Genomic DNA, 16,919 nt, shown 5'->3' with positions numbered 1-16,919 from the left:
TGTTTGAATTTTATAATCTATGTATCCAAACTATTTTGAGTGCTATACGTTTTAAATTTAAATATGTCGTTATGTCCTATTATGAATACTGGAATATTATACCTTAACATATTTTAAAAATAAATAACTTAGTTTCAAGAAACTAAGTTATACGGTAAAATATAGAGTAATATACAATCTAATTTCGAGTAATAAACTTATAAATAGAAAGGTGAAACCTGAATGATACTCTTGCAATTAAACGATATTTCGAAATCATTTGATGGCGAAGATATTTTTACGCGTGTGAATTTCGAAGTAAAAACAGGCGAACGAATTGGTGTCGTAGGAAGAAACGGTGCCGGTAAATCGACTCTAATGAAAATCATTGCCGGTGTTGAAGATTATGATAGCGGTCATATATCAAAAATCAAAAATTTACGTATGGGTTATTTAACACAGCAAATGACACTTAATTCATCCGCTTCAGTCTTCGAAGAAATGTCAAAACCGTTTGAACATTTAAAAAAAATGGAACTTCTAATTAGAGAAGAAACGAACTGGCTAGCTGATCAAGCATCTAACTACGATTCAGAAGAATATCAACAACATATGGAACGCTATGAATCTTTAACTAATCAATTCGAGCAACTTGATGGTTATCAGTATGAGAGTAAAATTAAAACTGTTCTACATGGTTTAAATTTCAATGAAGATGATTTCGATAAACCTATCAACGATTTCAGTGGTGGTCAAAAAACGCGATTATCCTTAGCCCAAATGCTATTGAATGAGCCAGATTTATTACTACTAGACGAACCTACAAACCATTTAGATTTAGAAACGACGAAATGGTTAGAGGATTATTTAAAATATTTCAAAGGTGCCATTGTTATTATTAGTCACGATAGATATTTCCTAGATAAAATCGTCACTCAAATTTATGATGTTGCACTTGGCGATGTTAAACGTTACGTCGGAAATTATGAACAATTTATTGAGCAACGTGATAAATATTACGAAAGCAGAATGCAAGAATATGAACGTCAGCAAGATGAAATTAAACGATTAGAAACATTTGTAGAGAAAAATATAACACGTGCTTCAACTAGTGGAATGGCAAAAAGCCGTCGAAAAACACTAGAAAAAATGGAACGTATTGACAAACCTATGTTGGACGCAAGAAGTGCTAACATTCAATTTGGCTTTAATCGTAATACAGGTAATGACGTTATGCATATTCGTAATCTGAAAATTGGTTATGATTCGCCTATAACATCTCCTATTAATATTGAAGTAAGTAAGGGGGATCATATTGCTATTATTGGCCCAAATGGCGTAGGTAAAACTACTCTGATCAAGACCATCGCTCGACGTCAAAAGCAATTAGAAGGTGAAATTACCTTTGGTGCAAATCTTCAAATTGGTTATTATGATCAAAAGCAAGCTGAATTTAAATCTAATAAAACAATTATCGACTATGTTTGGGATCAATATCCAACAATGAATGAAAAAGATATTCGTGCTATACTCGGACGTTTCTTATTCGTGCAAGATGATGTAAAAAAAGTCATCAATGATTTATCTGGTGGAGAAAAAGCTCGTTTGCAATTAGCACTACTTATGCTTCAAAGAGATAATGTATTAATCCTTGATGAACCAACAAACCATCTTGATATAGATTCTAAAGAGATGTTAGAACAAGCGCTAAAAGATTTTGAAGGAACTATTCTTTTTGTGTCACACGATCGTTACTTTATTAATCAATTAGCAAATAAAGTATTCGACTTAAATAATGACGGTGGCCAAATGTATTTGGGAGATTATCAATATTACATCGAGAAAACAGAAGAAGAAGCAGCACTTGAAGCTTTTAAAAATGAACGAAATGATTTAAGTAAAGAGGATACTTCAAATCAAAATGAAGCTAATGAAAATGTAAATACTTATGATTCTCAAAAGCAACAACGTCGTGAGCAACGAAAATTAGAACGTCTCATTGAGAACTGTGAAGCCAAAATTGAAACATTTGAGAATGAAATAGCACGCATTGATGAACAACTCACTCAGCCTGACGTGTTCAATAATCCTGATAAAGCCTCATCATTAGCGAATCAGAAACTTGAAACCGAACAGAAGTTAGAACAGGTTATGTTGGAATGGGAAAATTTACAAGAAAATATCTAAAAACTCATCATTTCACTATTAGCTAGAAAGTATTAATTAACTTTCTAGCTAATTTTTTTATACAAATTTCAACAAAAGTTATAAACAGCTAAAATACGATATTATCAACTATCCACATAGTTATCCCACTTATCCACAACTTATTTAAAATTCTTTTACAAACTTTTTACACAAAATTAAATTCATATCCACATTGTTAAGAACGGTTTATCCACAACTTATACACTTAATGTTGATAAGTACAAACGTTCCCTATTGACCTTTTCAATTGCTTTTATCTCAATAAAAAACCTCTTGTTAACAGTGGATCTTAATCCTTACGTTAAAAGAGGTTCCTTATGATTATTGAAATAATTAATTCGATTAAATAATATAAATTTAAACGTCTATAGTAGCTTCTTCTATATCCATATTATTTTCGCCATTCAAATCTAACTTAGCTGTAATTCCTGACTTATAATAGTAATATGCTGCAGCACCAATCATTGCTGCATTATCAGTACATAATTTAGGACTTGGAATGGATAAATGAATATTATTATCTTCACATAATTGTTGTAAACGATGTCGCAGTCCTTTATTACTTGCAACACCTCCAGCAACAATAAGTCTGTTAACTTTATAGGCTTTACATGCATTAATCGCTTTAGTACTTAATACGTCTACAACACTATTTTGAAAACTAGTTGCTACATCTTCTTTTACAACTTCTTCATTCTTTTGTCGCAAATTATGCAGTTTATTTATAACAGAACTTTTCAATCCACTAAAACTAAAATCATAACTTTCCTTTTCTAACCACACTCTAGGAAAATCATAAGTATCTTTACCATATTGAGCTAATTTATCAATTTGTGGCCCTCCTGGGTATGGTAAATCAATTGTTCGAGCGACTTTATCATACGCCTCTCCCACTGCATCATCTCTTGTCTCACCAATTACTTCGAAATGCATATGAGATTTCATATATACTAATTCAGTATGGCCCCCTGACACAATTAGCGCAATTAATGGAAATGTTAATGTTTCTTCTAAATGATTAGCATAAATGTGACCAGCAATATGGTGTACAGGAATAAGTGGCTTGTCATAAGCAAAAGCTAGTGCTTTCGCTGCATTAATACCGATAAGTAGTGCACCAATTAATCCTGGTCCTTGAGTCACTGCTATTGCATCAATATCATTCATTGATATATTTGCAGTTGTTAATGCTTCATCAATCGTTGTCGTAATCCCTTCAACGTGATGTCGACTTGCAACTTCAGGTACAACACCACCGAAACGCTTATGACTCTCAATTTGACTTAATACAATATTAGATAAAATTGAATTTCCATTTTTAATGACACTTACACTTGTTTCATCACAACTCGTTTCTATTGCTAATATTAATGTTTCTTTATTCATTTAAGTTCACCCACATTACCATTGCATCCTCGCCTTCTCCATAATAATTTTTACGTTTACCTCCATATTGAAAACCCAAATTAGTATAAACATGTTGCGCAATTACATTATCTACCCTAACTTCCAAGCTCATCACTTCACATGAATGGCTTGCATAATCCATGACATATTTTAATAATAATTGTCCCAGTCCATAACCTCTAAAGTCTTTATGAATTGCTATTGTTGTAATTTGAGCTTGATCAATAACCATCCATAGTCCTAGATATCCGATAATTTCATTTTTAAAAACAATCACAAAATATTTAGCAAAGTTATTTTCATTCAATTCATGATAAAATGCATCAATTGTCCACGAACTATCATTGAAACTATCTCGTTCTATATCGAATACACTGGGGACATCATCTACTTGCATTGCTCTAATTGTTAATTCTGCTTCTGTTGGTTTAGCCAATTTCTTTCAGCCTCTGATAATTTAATATAATTAGGAACAAATGTATGAATCGGTTCACTTTTAGTTATGAGTTGTTTCATAGTTGGAGCATGAGGTAAATTATTTTTTATTTCTCCACCAAGTTGTTCGGATAACTTATCAGCATCTCTACCAACATAAAGAAATGGTTGGTTCATTTTAGTTAATTGCTTTTTTAATTCTTCAATAGGTAAATATTGATCTTCTAAAATAGTTGTTATATTTCCATCAACGTTTTGATAAACACCAGTGTATACCGCTTCACGACGTGCATCAATGATTGGAACTAATAATTTTTGTTCATCATTCTCTACTGTTGCAGCTAATGCTGCTAAAGATGATACACCATATAATTTAGTGTTCAATGCATAGGCCAACGTTTTAGCGGTGGTTACGCCAATTCTAACTCCAGTATAGGAACCTGGACCCTTAGCAACTACAATCCCATCAATAGCATTTTTTTCAATTTTTGCTTCTTCAAATAAGTGCTGAATACCAGGCATAAGTTGACTCGTATGATCTTTTTTATCTTCCGACGTAGTTTCTGCCAAGACGATATCATCTTGCATGATTGCGATTGACATCGGTTGATTAGATGTATCAATCATTAATAAATTCACTTTCAACTTCCTCCTTTACTTTTAAATAATGGGTTCCTTGGGCTTCTAATTTTATAATTCTTTTTGATTCACATAAAGTTTCTATATTGATTATTAAATGTTCCTTAGGTAATAAATCTTGAATAAATTGACTCCATTCAATAATGGTAATGCCTTCATCTTGAAAATATTCATCAAATCCTAGATCTTCATCTGAATCTTCCAAACGATAACAGTCCATATGATGTAATTTTAAATTACTCCCTTTATATGATTTTATAATATTAAAAGTAGGAGAATTAATATTACGCTTAACTCCTAAATGTTTACCTATAAATTGTGTTAGTGTAGTTTTACCTGCCCCTAGGTCGCCATTTAAAAGGATTAAATCACTAGGCTCTAAGTGTCGAACTAACACGTTTGCAAAATGATTTAATTCATCCAAATTATTAATACTTATCATTAGTCCCACTCTTTCAAATTTTTTTAATCAAATGATTATTCATGACCATTTCAGAACTTATGGTAACTTATTTTATTCTCGTAAACTAAATTAAGTCATAAAAATTTTAACTTACTAATTATAACAAATTCCTTAAACAATTTCCCTATACTCAACACAAGAATGATGAGATTAAGTTGTTAGAAAATTCTTAAAAATGCTATTGACTTAATAAAAATGATATAGTAAATTAAGTTTATCGAATTTTTAAACAATTCTAACTATTCTAATATAACCATTCAAGAAAGGAGTATATTAAAATGACAAATCAAACATATAACCCGACTGACAATTTAATTATTTTATTATACTCGCAAGGACTGGAACTTTAGTAATTATCTGTTACTAAATGTTTAAGTCCTATTTCTCATTGAATGGGACTTATAGACGTCCCAATCATAAATTGGGACGTCTTTTTATGTTTTAAACTTATTGTGTTTTATGGGGGGAAATTATTTATGAGAAGTGACATGATAAAAAAAGGTGATCATCAAGCACCTGCTCGAAGTCTTTTACACGCCACGGGCGCACTTAAAAATCCTACAGATATGAACAAACCTTTTGTAGCAATATGTAACTCTTATATCGATATTGTACCTGGACATGTGCATTTAAGAGAATTGGCTGACATTGCTAAAGAAGCTATTCGTGAGGCAGGTGCTATACCTTTCGAGTTTAATACTATTGGTGTTGATGATGGTATAGCTATGGGACACATTGGAATGCGTTACTCACTTCCCTCTCGAGAAATCATTGCTGATGCTGCAGAGACCGTTATTAATGCGCACTGGTTCGATGGCGTATTTTACATTCCTAATTGCGACAAAATAACACCCGGTATGTTATTAGCTGCCGTTAGAACCAATGTACCAGCTATATTCTGTTCTGGTGGGCCTATGAAAGCTGGTTTATCAGCGCAAGGTAAAGCTTTGACATTATCATCAATGTTTGAAGCGGTTGGCGCATTTAAAGAAGGTAAACTCTCCAAAGAAGCATTTTTAGATATGGAACAAAACGCTTGCCCTACTTGCGGTTCTTGCGCGGGAATGTTTACTGCAAACTCAATGAATTGTTTAATGGAAGTGTTAGGCTTGGCACTACCATATAACGGTACAGCTTTAGCAGTAAGCGAACAAAGAAGAGAAATGATTCGTGAAGCTGCATTTAAATTAGTAGATAATATCAAAAAAGATATCAAACCACTTGATATCGTAACTCGAGAAGCTATCGATGATGCATTTGCACTTGATATGGCGATGGGTGGTTCAACTAACACGGTATTACATACGCTAGCCATTGCAAACGAAGCTGGTATTAATTACGATTTGGAACGTATCAATGAAATCGCTAAAAAGACGCCTTATTTATCTAAGATTGCACCAAGTTCTTCATATTCTATGCATGATGTCCACGAAGCAGGTGGTTGTCCAGCTATCATCAATGAATTGATGAAAAAAGAAGGAACATTACATCCAGATAGACTCACAGTTACTGGAAAAACACTTCGTGAAAATAATGAAGGTAAAGAAATTAAGAATTTTGATGTCATTCATTCACTAGATGATCCTTATGATAAGCAAGGTGGTCTCTCAATATTATTTGGAAATATAGCGCCTAAAGGGGCTGTCATTAAAGTTGGTGGCGTTGATCCTTCTATTAAGACATTTACTGGTAAAGCAATTTGTTTCAATTCACACGATGAAGCTGTTGAAGCAATTGATAATAAAATCGTACGCGAAGGTCACGTCGTTGTTATTCGATATGAAGGTCCTAAAGGTGGACCAGGAATGCCTGAAATGTTAGCCCCTACTTCTTCAATTGTAGGTAGAGGTTTAGGTAAGGATGTCGCATTAATAACTGATGGTAGATTCTCTGGTGCAACGAGAGGTATCGCTGTCGGCCACATTTCACCAGAAGCAGCTTCAGGTGGACCTATTGGACTCATTAAAGACGGCGATGAAGTCACTATTGATTTAATCAATCGAACTTTAGATGTTAATCAAACTGAAGAAGAACTTAATCATCGTAAAGAAGCATTACAACCTTTTAAGGCAAAAGTGAAATCAGGTTATCTGGCAAGATATACTGCTTTGGTCACTAGTGCGAATACTGGTGGTATTATGCAAGTTCCCGAAAATCTAATCTAACTAGAGGAGTTGTTCGACATGACAAGTAAAAAGGAAAGTAGCATAGTAAGTCCTGATGCTATGGACTATTCAAAACAAACTAGTCTAAAAGTAGATAGTGATTTAGACGCAAATAATAATTTCAGATCTGGTTCAGAACTTTTAGTAGAGGCATTATTACATGAAGGTGTTGATTTCATATTCGGTTATCCTGGTGGCGCAGTTTTACCATTATACGACACTTTCTATGATGGTAAAATTAAACACATCTTAGCAAGACATGAACAAGGTGCTACTCATGCTGCAGAAGGTTATGCAAGAGTATCTGGCAAAACAGGTGTAGTGGTTGTAACAAGTGGTCCTGGCGCTACAAATGCTATTACCGGTATAACAGATGCGTACTGTGATTCCCTCCCTTTAGTTGTATTCACTGGACAAGTAGCAACACCAGGAATTGGTAAAGACGCTTTTCAAGAAGCAGATTTACTTTCTATGACTACACCAATTACAAAAGCTAATTTCCAAGTTAAAAATGTAAATGATATTCCAAGAATCATTCATGAAGCATTTTACTTAGCAAATTCTGGACGCAAAGGCCCTGTAGTTATAGATTTTCCTAAAGATATGGGTGTGCTTAAAACATCCGTACCACTTGTAAATAAGGTGGACTTACCGGCATATAATGTCATTGAAAATCCTAAAGATAAAGATATTAGTCAATTAATTCAATATTTAGAGAATGCAAAACAACCACTTATCTTAGCAGGCGCTGGCATCAATCATTCACAATCTAATGAATTATTAACTCAATTTGTAACCAAACATCAAATTCCAGTAGCTACTACACTTTTAGGTCTGGGAGCTATTCCTTATGACAATCCACTATTTCTAGGTATGGGTGGTATGCATGGCTCCTACGCAAGTAATATGGCTTTAACTGAATGTGATTTATTAATTAATTTAGGTAGTCGGTTTGATGATAGATTAGCAAGTAACCCTAATGAATTTGCTCCTCATGCAACAGTAGTTCATGTGGATATTGATGAATCAGAAATTAACAAGGTGATTTCGACTGACCTAGGGATAGTTGCCGACTGCAAAAAAGTACTAGAAGCTTTATTTCAAAAATTTACAAATAAAACTTCCCATGAACACTGGGTTAATCATTGTATTGAGAATAAGCACAAACATCCTTTTAAATATAAAAAAGCTGATGACACATTTTGCAAACCTCAAGAAGCTATTGAATATATCGGAAAAATTACAAACGGTGAAGCTATAGTTACTACTGATGTTGGTCAACATCAAATGTGGGCAGCTCAATTTTATCCATTCAAACATCATGGTCAATGGGTTACTAGCGGTGGTTTAGGTACTATGGGCTTTGGTATTCCATCAGCTATCGGTGCTCAATTAGCTGAACCCAATAAAACAGTTATTTGCTTTGTTGGTGATGGTGGTTTTCAAATGACAAATCAGGAAATAGCGTTACTGCCTGAATACGGACTCAATGTAAAAATCGTTCTAATCAATAATGGCACATTAGGTATGGTTAAACAGTGGCAAGATAAATTCTTTAACCATCGATTCTCTCATTCAGTATTTAATGATCAACCTGACTTCATGAAGATGGCAGAAGCATATGGTGTAAAAGGTTTCTTAGTTGATCATCCAAATAAACTAACTAAAACACTTGATTCAGCATTTAATTATAGTGGACCTGCGCTAATCGAAGTGAGAATCTCACCTACTGAACCAGTTAATCCTATGATTCCAAGTGGCAAAGCGAACCATGAAATGGAGGGGTTAGAATGAAACGAATTTTACATTTAAAAGTAACCGATCAAGTGAGCACATTAAACAGAATTACAAGTGCATTCGTTAGACTACAATATAATATTAATGAATTAACAGTTAAACCATCTAAAGAAAAAGGTATCTCTGATATGCAAATTACTGCAGATATTGAAGATGAAGCTATATTTAAAATTTTAATTGCGAAGTTAAAAAAACAAGTCAGTGTACTCGAAGTTCAAGATATTAGTCAGAACTGAGTTAAGCTGTACATTGATGCGCTAGTATAATTAAATAAATCACCACTAACATCACATAATTTAGATAATTTCTTTATCTAAAATTTTAAGAATATTCTAAATATTAAGTTATTTAAATTTTGGAGGAATGTATTATGACTAAAGTTTATTACGATCAATCAGTTGAGAAAGATGCATTACAAGGTAAAAAAATTGCAATTATCGGTTACGGTTCACAAGGACATGCGCATGCACAAAACCTTAAAGACAATGGTTATGACGTTATTGTTGGTATTCGCTCTGGTGATTCTTTTGATAAAGCTAAAGAAGATGGCTTCGATGTTTATCCAGTTGCAGAAGCTGTTAAACAAGCAGATGTCATCATGGTGTTATTGCCAGATGAAATCCAAGGAAATGTCTATAAAAATGAAATTGAACCTAACTTAGAAGCTGGAAATGCCCTAGCATTTGCGCATGGTTTTAATATCCACTTTGAAGTTATCAAACCACCTAAAAATGTTGATGTCTTCTTAGTAGCTCCTAAAGGACCTGGTCATTTAGTAAGACGTACCTTTGTTGAAGGAACTGCTGTACCAGCACTATTTGGTGTACAACAAGATGCTACTGGTCAAGCACGTGATATTTCATTAAGTTATGCGAAAGGTATTGGAGCTACGCGTGCAGGTGTAATTGAAACAACATTTAAAGAAGAAACCGAAACAGATTTATTCGGTGAGCAAGCAGTACTTTGTGGTGGTATTCATAAATTAATCCAAAGTGGCTTTGAAACTTTAGTTGAAGCGGGCTATCAAAAAGAATTAGCATATTTCGAAGTATTACATGAAATGAAGTTAATTGTTGATTTAATGTATGAAGGCGGTATGGAGAACGTTCGTTACTCAATTTCTAACACAGCAGAGTATGGTGACTATGTTTCAGGTCCTAGAGTCATCACTCCTGATGTTAAAGACAATATGAAAGCAGTATTAAAAGATATTCAAAATGGTAATTTTGCAAATAGCTTTGTTAAAGACAATGAAAATGCCTTTAAAGAATTCTATAAATTACGTGAACAACAACACGGTCATGAAATTGAAGCAGTTGGTCGTGAATTAAGAAAAATGATGCCATTCATTAAATCTAAAAGTATTCAAAAATAAAAGCTAAGGGGTTGTTAAAGATGGAAAGCCATATTCAAATTTTTGATACAACATTAAGAGACGGTGAACAAACACCTGGAGTTAACTTTTCTTTTGATGAGCGATTAAAGATTGCCAAACAGTTAGAAACATGGGGTGTGGATATACTTGAAGCAGGTTTTCCCGCTTCAAGTGCTGGTAGCTTTAAGTCTGTTCAAGCTATATCAAATACTTTAACTAAAACAGCTGTATGTGGTTTAGCACGCTGTAAAAAATCAGATATCGATGCTGTTTATGAAGCTACAAAAGATGCTGTAAAACCAGTTATTCACGTTTTTATAGCAACTTCATCTATTCACTTAACGCATAAACTCAAAATGACCCAACAACAGGTTTTGGAATCAATTAAAGCGCACGTCAGTTACGCCAAACAATACTTTGATGTCGTTCAATTTTCACCTGAGGATGCCACAAGAACTGATACAGATTTCTTAATAAAATGTGTACAGATGGCAGTAGACTGTGGTGCTACAATCATTAACATCCCAGATACAGTTGGTTATAGTTATCCAAATGAATATGGTCGAATTTTTAAAACCTTGATTGAGAACATTAACTCTAAACAAGACATTACTTATAGTGCACATTGTCATGATGATTTAGGAATGGCAGTTGCTAATAGTCTGGCTGCTATTGAAAATGGTGCCACACGAATCGAAGGAACAGTAAATGGCATCGGTGAACGAGCAGGCAATACTGCTATAGAAGAATTAGCTTTAGCACTGTATGTCCGCAAAGACCACTATGGCAATGAAACACGATTGAAACTATCAGAAACAAAAAATACTTCTGATATTATATCTCGTTATGCTGGCATACGCGTTCCTAGAAATAAAGCCATTGTTGGTCAAAATGCTTTTAGTCATGAGTCTGGCATTCACCAAGATGGTGTTTTAAAAAATCCAGAAACTTATGAAATCATGACGCCACAACTTGTTGGTATAAGTAAAAATGATTTACCTCTTGGTAAGCTATCCGGTAAACACGCTTTTGCTGAAAAATTGAAATCTTTAGGATATGATATTGAACCACAAAATCAGGCTGAATTATTTAAACAATTCAAAGCCATTGCTGATAAAAAGAAAAGTGTAACTGATCGAGATATACATGCGATTATCCAAGGTACTGAACATGAGCAAAATGCAATTTATCAAGTTGATACGCTTCAATTGCAGTTTGTTTCCAATGGTTTACAAAGTGCTGTTGTCGTTATAAAAGATAAAAATGGTAATATTTATCAAGATTCAAGTATAGGAACTGGTTCAATTGTGGCTATATATAATGCAGTTGATCGAATTTTTAAATATAAAAGTGAACTCATTGATTACCGTATTGATTCTGTCACTGAAGGTACCGACGCTCAAGCAGAAGTACATGTTTCATTAATTATTGAAGGTCAACCTGTTAATGGTATTGGTATTGATTATGATGTGTTATATGCCTCTTGCAAAGCATATGTAGAAGCACATGCTAAATACGCTAGTGAAATTCACAAAAAGGAAGGTAATCACTAATGACTTATAATATTGTAGCTTTGCCAGGTGATGGAATAGGACCAGAAATCTTAAGTGGTACGTTAGAATTATTAGAACTAATCAGTAAAAAATATCAATTTGATTATCAATTAACTTCTTATGATTTTGGAGGTGCAGCCATAGATTCGCATGGTGTTCCCCTTCCTGATGATACTTTAAATGCTTGTAAAAATGCTGACGCAATTTTATTGGGTGCTGTAGGTGGTCCTCAATGGACTGATCCTAATAATAGACCTAAGCAAGGATTATTAGCATTACGTAAATCTCTAGGCTTGTTTGCCAATATACGACCTACTAAAGTTACTGAAGGCACAAGTCATTTTTCTCCAATTAGAGAATCACGTGTCAAAGGAACGGATTTTATCATAGTGAGAGAATTAACTAGTGGCTTATATTTTGGTGAACCACGGCATAGTGATAATCAAAGTGCACTAGACTCACTAACTTATACTAAAAAGGAAATTGAACTTATTGCAAGGGTAGCTTTTGAATTAGCATCTCAAAGAAAGAAAAAATTAACATCAGTTGATAAAGAAAATGTGTTAGCTACAAGTAAACTTTGGCGTCAAACTATTAATGAAATTAGTCATGAATTTCCTGATGTTAAAGTGAATCATTTACTAGTTGATGCTTGTAGCATGCAGTTAATTTCCCAACCTACTAATTTTGATGTCATTGTTACTGAAAATCTATTTGGAGATATTTTAAGTGATGAAGCTTCTACCATTCCAGGTTCATTAGGTTTATCACCTTCTGCAAGTTTTAGTTTAGAAGGACCAAGACTTTATGAACCTATACATGGTTCAGCACCCGACATTGCAAATCAAAATCTAGCTAACCCATTTGGTATGATACTTTCATTAGCAATGTGTTTACGTGAAAGTTTTAACTTTGACGATGCGGCGTCTGAACTAGAACAGGCTGTATATCAACTTATTAAAGATGGTAAAACAACTAAAGATTTAAATGGGCACTATACTACATCAGATATATTCAATGAATTAAAAAAGAATTAATAATAAGGGGGCATGCTTTTATGGGACAAACGTTATTCGATAAAGTTTGGAATAAACATGTTTTAACCGGGAAAGAAGGTGAACCACAATTATTATATATTGATTTACACTTAATTCATGAAGTGACTTCTCCACAAGCTTTCGAAGGTTTAAGACTTCAAAATCGTAAATTAAGACGTCCTGATTTAACATTTGCAACTTTAGATCATAATGTTCCTACAATAGATATTTTTAATATTAAAGATGAAATTGCGAACAAACAAATTACTACACTTCAAAAGAATGCAAAGGAATTTGGTGTTCAATTATTTGATATGGGTTCTGATGAACAAGGTATTGTTCACATGGTAGGTCCAGAAACAGGTCTCACTCAACCTGGAAAAACAATCGTTTGTGGTGATTCACATACTGCCACGCATGGGGCCTTTGGTGCAATTGCATTTGGTATTGGGACAAGTGAAGTTGAACATGTATTTGCTACTCAAACACTTTGGCAAACTAAACCTAAAAATTTAAAGATAGACGTTACAGGTCAATTACCAAAAGGCGTCTATGCGAAAGATATTATCTTGTATCTTATTAGTCAATATGGTGTGGATTTTGGTACTGGGTACGCTATTGAATTTACAGGTGAAACGATTAAATCTCTGTCTATGGAAGCTAGAATGACTATTTGCAACATGGCTATTGAAGCTGGTGCTAAATATGGATTGATGCAACCAGATGAAACGACATTTGCTTATGTCAAAGGCAGAAAATATGCCCAAAATTTTGACCGTTTTATCAATGATTGGCGTCAATTATATACTGATGCCGATGCTAAATTTGATAAAGTTATCAAACTTGAAGTTACAGATTTAGAACCTCAAGTTACATGGGGAACAAATCCTGAAATGGGTGTTAGTTTTAATACACCTTTCCCCAAAATTAAAAATATTAATGATGAACGCGCTTATCAATATATGGGCTTAAAACCAGGCCAAAAAGCTGAAGATATTGATTTAGGTTATGTGTTCTTAGGTTCTTGTACCAATGCAAGATTATCAGACTTAGTAGAAGCTAGTCGAATCGTTAAGGGTAAACAAGTCCATCCAAAAATCACTGCAATCGTTGTACCTGGCTCTCGCTCAGTTAAAAAAGAAGCTGAAGCATTGGGGTTGGACAAAATATTTAAAGATGCAGGATTTCAATGGAGAGAACCAGGTTGTTCAATGTGTTTAGGTATGAATCCTGATCAAGTACCTGAAGGCATACATTGTGCCTCTACGAGCAATCGTAACTTTGAAGGAAGACAAGGTAAAGGCGCTAGAACGCATCTAGTGTCCCCTGCTATGGCTGCTGCAGCGGCTATTAAAGGTAGATTCGTAGATGTTAGAAAGGTGGTTGTTTAGTAATGGATATCCAACCTATTACAACCTATACAGGAAAAATTGTACCATTGTTTAATGATAATATTGATACTGACCAAATTATTCCCAAAGTACATCTTAAACGAATAACTAAAAGTGGTTTCGGTCCTTTTGCATTTGACGAATGGAGATACCTTGCTGATGGTACAAATAATCCAGATTTTAATCCGAATAAACCTGAATACTCTGGTGCTACTATTTTGATCACTGGTGACAATTTTGGTTGTGGTTCAAGTCGTGAACATGCTGCGTGGGCTTTAAAAGATTATGGATTCAATATTATTATAGCTGGTAGCTTTAGTGACATATTCTTTATGAATTGTACAAAAAATGGCATGTTACCTATTACTTTAGGTAAAAACGAGAGAAAATATTTAGCTTCTCAAAAAGAAATTACCATTGATTTACCAAATCAAACTGTTTCAGCTAATGATAAATCATTTAACTTTCAAATTGATGATACATGGAAACATAAATTAGTTAATGGTTTAGATGATATAGCCATAACATTAGAATATGAAGATTTAATAGAACAATATGAAAATAAAAATAAGGGTTGAGATAAAATGACTGTGAAGACAACTTTAAATGCTAAAGATGTAGAAAATGCATACTTAAGAATAAAAGATGTTGTTAAAGAGACACCTTTACAATTCGATCTCTATCTTTCTCAAAAATATGACTGTAATGTGTATTTAAAAAGAGAAGACTTACAATGGGTTCGCTCTTTCAAACTTAGAGGTGCATATAATGCAATTTCTGTTCTAACAAGTGAAGCTAAAGAAAAAGGTATTACATGCGCAAGTGCTGGAAATCATGCTCAAGGTGTTGCTTATACTGCTAAAGCATTAAATTTAAAAGCTGTGATTTTCATGGCTGTTACCACACCTCTTCAAAAGGTTAATCAAGTTAAATTTTTTGGTTCTAAAAACGTTAAAATCATATTAACTGGAGATACTTTTGATGATTGCTTAAAAGAAGCTTTAATTTATACTGAACAAAATCACATGACTTTTATCGACCCTTTTAATAATGTAGATACAATAGCTGGACAAGGAACATTAGCAAAAGAAATTTTGAATCAATCAAGTAATGATTCAATTACGTTCGATTATCTATTTGCTGCTATTGGTGGTGGAGGTTTGATTTCAGGTATTAGTACTTATATGGATCAATATAGTCCACAAACTAAAATTATTGGTGTCGAACCCTCTGGCGCTAGTAGCATGTATGAATCAGTTGTTGTCCAAAACAAAATAGTGACACTTGATCATATTGACAAGTTTGTAGATGGTGCTTCTGTGGCACGAGTTGGTAATATCACTTATGATATAGCTAAGAAATTTGTAGACGATTATATTCAAGTAGATGAAGGTGCTGTTTGTTCAACTATTTTAGATATGTACTCTAAACAAGCCATAGTTGCTGAACCAGCAGGTGCATTAAGTGTTTCAGCATTAGAGCACTATAAGGAAAAAATTAAAGGTAAGACAGTAGTATGTGTAGTTAGTGGTGGTAATAACGATATTAATCGAATGAAAGAAATTGAAGAACGTTCATTACTTTACGAGGAGATGAAACATTACTTTATTCTTAACTTTCCTCAACGTCCTGGTGCATTAAAGGAATTTGTTAACGATGTATTAGGACCTCAGGATGATATTACTAAGTTTGAATATTTAAAGAAAACTTCTCAAAACACTGGTACTGTCATTATCGGTATTCAACTTAAGAATCATGATAACCTTAACCAACTAAAAATTAATGTTCATGATTTTGATCCATCAAATATTTATATCAATGAGAATAAAATGTTGTACTCACTTTTAATTTGAATATTAAACACTCCCATTCCTTGAGATGGGAGTGTTTTCTTTAATTTGCTTGGTAACGTCCTACTCTAGCGGAACGTAAATTTGCTACCATCGGCGCTAAGAAACTTACTTTACTTCGAGTCAAGCGCTCGCATCTTTCTTCATTTTATAAAATTGCTTGCTTTTTTAGCTCAACTAAACTCGCTTCTCAATTTTTTCAATTCATCAGCTTCAAACGCTTTCTCTTCGTAAAGCTATTACACTTTTATTTGTTGATTTCTTATTAAATCTTCGGTTTTAATTTTATGCATAAAAAAAGAGACCTTTCGGTCTCATTAGTTTGCCTGGCAACGTCCTACTCTAGCGGAACGTAAATCCAACTACCATCGGCGCTAAGGAGCTTAACTTCTGTGTTCGGCATGGGAACAGGTGTGACCTCCTTGCCATTGTCACCAGACAAGAGAATGATTATACATTCAAAACTAGATAGTAAGTAAATGATTTTGCTTCACAAAACATTGAAATAAATTGATTAAGTCTTCGATCGATTAGTATTCGTCAGCTCCACGTGTCACCACGCTTCCACCTCGAACCTATTAACCTCATCATCTTTGAGGGATCTTATAACCGAAGTTGGG

The 16,919-nt window shown here is 33.8% G+C and carries 14 protein-coding genes and 2 rRNA genes; 10 read left to right on the top strand and 6 right to left on the bottom strand.

The annotated features are described in order from the left end of the window. Nucleotides 1-222 precede the first annotated feature (222 nt). Nucleotides 223-2,166 carry a ribosomal protection-like ABC-F family protein gene (gene abc-f, locus BDW31_RS06790; protein ID WP_110709389.1) on the top strand — a complete coding sequence of 648 codons (1,944 nt, stop codon included), beginning with the start codon at nt 223-225 and terminating at the stop codon, nt 2,164-2,166. A 378-nt stretch (nt 2,167-2,544) separates the two neighbouring features. On the opposite strand, the gene tsaD is transcribed toward abc-f, so the two are convergent. From tsaD to tsaE, 4 genes are read right to left on the bottom strand one after another with little or no spacing between them, the layout of a single operon-like run. Beyond that, entirely contained in the window at nt 2,545-3,573 is a 1,029-nt protein-coding gene (gene tsaD / locus BDW31_RS06785; RefSeq protein WP_070440178.1) for a tRNA (adenosine(37)-N6)-threonylcarbamoyltransferase complex transferase subunit TsaD, read from the bottom strand. Beyond that, on the bottom strand, nt 3,566-4,030 hold the full coding sequence (gene rimI / locus BDW31_RS06780; RefSeq protein WP_053025135.1) for a ribosomal protein S18-alanine N-acetyltransferase: 465 nt from the start codon (nt 4,028-4,030) through the stop codon (nt 3,566-3,568). The genes tsaD and rimI overlap by 8 nt, the downstream gene beginning before the upstream one ends. Further along, nucleotides 4,003-4,668, bottom strand: coding sequence for a tRNA (adenosine(37)-N6)-threonylcarbamoyltransferase complex dimerization subunit type 1 TsaB (gene tsaB / locus BDW31_RS06775; RefSeq protein ID WP_037551272.1), 666 nt, complete (start codon nt 4,666-4,668; stop codon nt 4,003-4,005). The genes rimI and tsaB overlap by 28 nt, the downstream gene beginning before the upstream one ends. Further along, entirely contained in the window at nt 4,649-5,110 is a 462-nt protein-coding gene (tsaE, locus tag BDW31_RS06770) for a tRNA (adenosine(37)-N6)-threonylcarbamoyltransferase complex ATPase subunit type 1 TsaE (protein ID WP_110709387.1), read from the bottom strand. The genes tsaB and tsaE overlap by 20 nt, the downstream gene beginning before the upstream one ends. Nucleotides 5,111-5,607: 497 nt before the next feature. Between tsaE and ilvD the strand changes: the two genes are divergently transcribed. The 9 genes from ilvD to ilvA all read left to right on the top strand — a co-directional run bounded on the left by ilvD (nt 5,608) and on the right by ilvA (nt 16,302). Then, nucleotides 5,608-7,296, top strand: coding sequence for a dihydroxy-acid dehydratase (gene ilvD / locus BDW31_RS06765; protein WP_053025136.1), 1,689 nt, complete (start codon nt 5,608-5,610; stop codon nt 7,294-7,296). Between the two features lie 60 nt (nt 7,297-7,356). Then, the gene (gene ilvB, locus BDW31_RS06760; RefSeq protein ID WP_181414821.1) at nt 7,357-9,090 is read left to right on the top strand and encodes a biosynthetic-type acetolactate synthase large subunit; all 1,734 of its coding nucleotides are present in this window, start codon (nt 7,357-7,359) and stop codon (nt 9,088-9,090) included. Beyond that, the gene (locus tag BDW31_RS06755) at nt 9,087-9,329 is read left to right on the top strand and encodes an ACT domain-containing protein (RefSeq protein WP_037538958.1); all 243 of its coding nucleotides are present in this window, start codon (nt 9,087-9,089) and stop codon (nt 9,327-9,329) included. The genes ilvB and BDW31_RS06755 overlap by 4 nt, the downstream gene beginning before the upstream one ends. Nucleotides 9,330-9,463: 134 nt before the next feature. Then, the gene (gene ilvC / locus BDW31_RS06750; RefSeq protein WP_110709383.1) at nt 9,464-10,468 is read left to right on the top strand and encodes a ketol-acid reductoisomerase; all 1,005 of its coding nucleotides are present in this window, start codon (nt 9,464-9,466) and stop codon (nt 10,466-10,468) included. Between the two features lie 20 nt (nt 10,469-10,488). Further along, a complete protein-coding gene (locus BDW31_RS06745) occupies nt 10,489-12,021 on the top strand; it encodes a 2-isopropylmalate synthase (RefSeq protein WP_110709381.1) in 1,533 nt (510 codons plus the stop codon). Beyond that, nucleotides 12,021-13,058 carry a 3-isopropylmalate dehydrogenase gene (gene leuB / locus BDW31_RS06740; protein ID WP_110709379.1) on the top strand — a complete coding sequence of 346 codons (1,038 nt, stop codon included), beginning with the start codon at nt 12,021-12,023 and terminating at the stop codon, nt 13,056-13,058. Before BDW31_RS06745 ends, leuB begins: the two co-directional genes overlap by 1 nt. Nucleotides 13,059-13,078: 20 nt before the next feature. Beyond that, nucleotides 13,079-14,449, top strand: coding sequence for a 3-isopropylmalate dehydratase large subunit (gene leuC, locus BDW31_RS06735; protein WP_110709377.1), 1,371 nt, complete (start codon nt 13,079-13,081; stop codon nt 14,447-14,449). A gap of 2 nt (nt 14,450-14,451) precedes the next feature. After that, nucleotides 14,452-15,027 (top strand): 3-isopropylmalate dehydratase small subunit, encoded by a 576-nt coding sequence (gene leuD / locus BDW31_RS06730; RefSeq protein WP_037551286.1) that lies wholly within the window; start codon nt 14,452-14,454, stop codon nt 15,025-15,027. A gap of 6 nt (nt 15,028-15,033) precedes the next feature. Further along, nucleotides 15,034-16,302, top strand: coding sequence for a threonine ammonia-lyase IlvA (gene ilvA / locus BDW31_RS06725; protein ID WP_110709375.1), 1,269 nt, complete (start codon nt 15,034-15,036; stop codon nt 16,300-16,302). Between the two features lie 321 nt (nt 16,303-16,623). On the opposite strand, the gene rrf is transcribed toward ilvA, so the two are convergent. Further along, a 5S ribosomal RNA gene (gene rrf, locus BDW31_RS06720) occupies nt 16,624-16,738 on the bottom strand. Between the two features lie 71 nt (nt 16,739-16,809). After that, nucleotides 16,810-16,919 (bottom strand): 23S ribosomal RNA (locus BDW31_RS06715); the annotation flags it as partial.

Source organism: Staphylococcus sp. AtHG25, assembly GCF_003217445.1.
Lineage (GTDB): Bacteria > Bacillota > Bacilli > Staphylococcales > Staphylococcaceae > Staphylococcus > Staphylococcus haemolyticus.
Note: the sequence above shows the minus strand (reverse complement) of the source record. Positions and strands in the feature narration are given on the sequence as shown.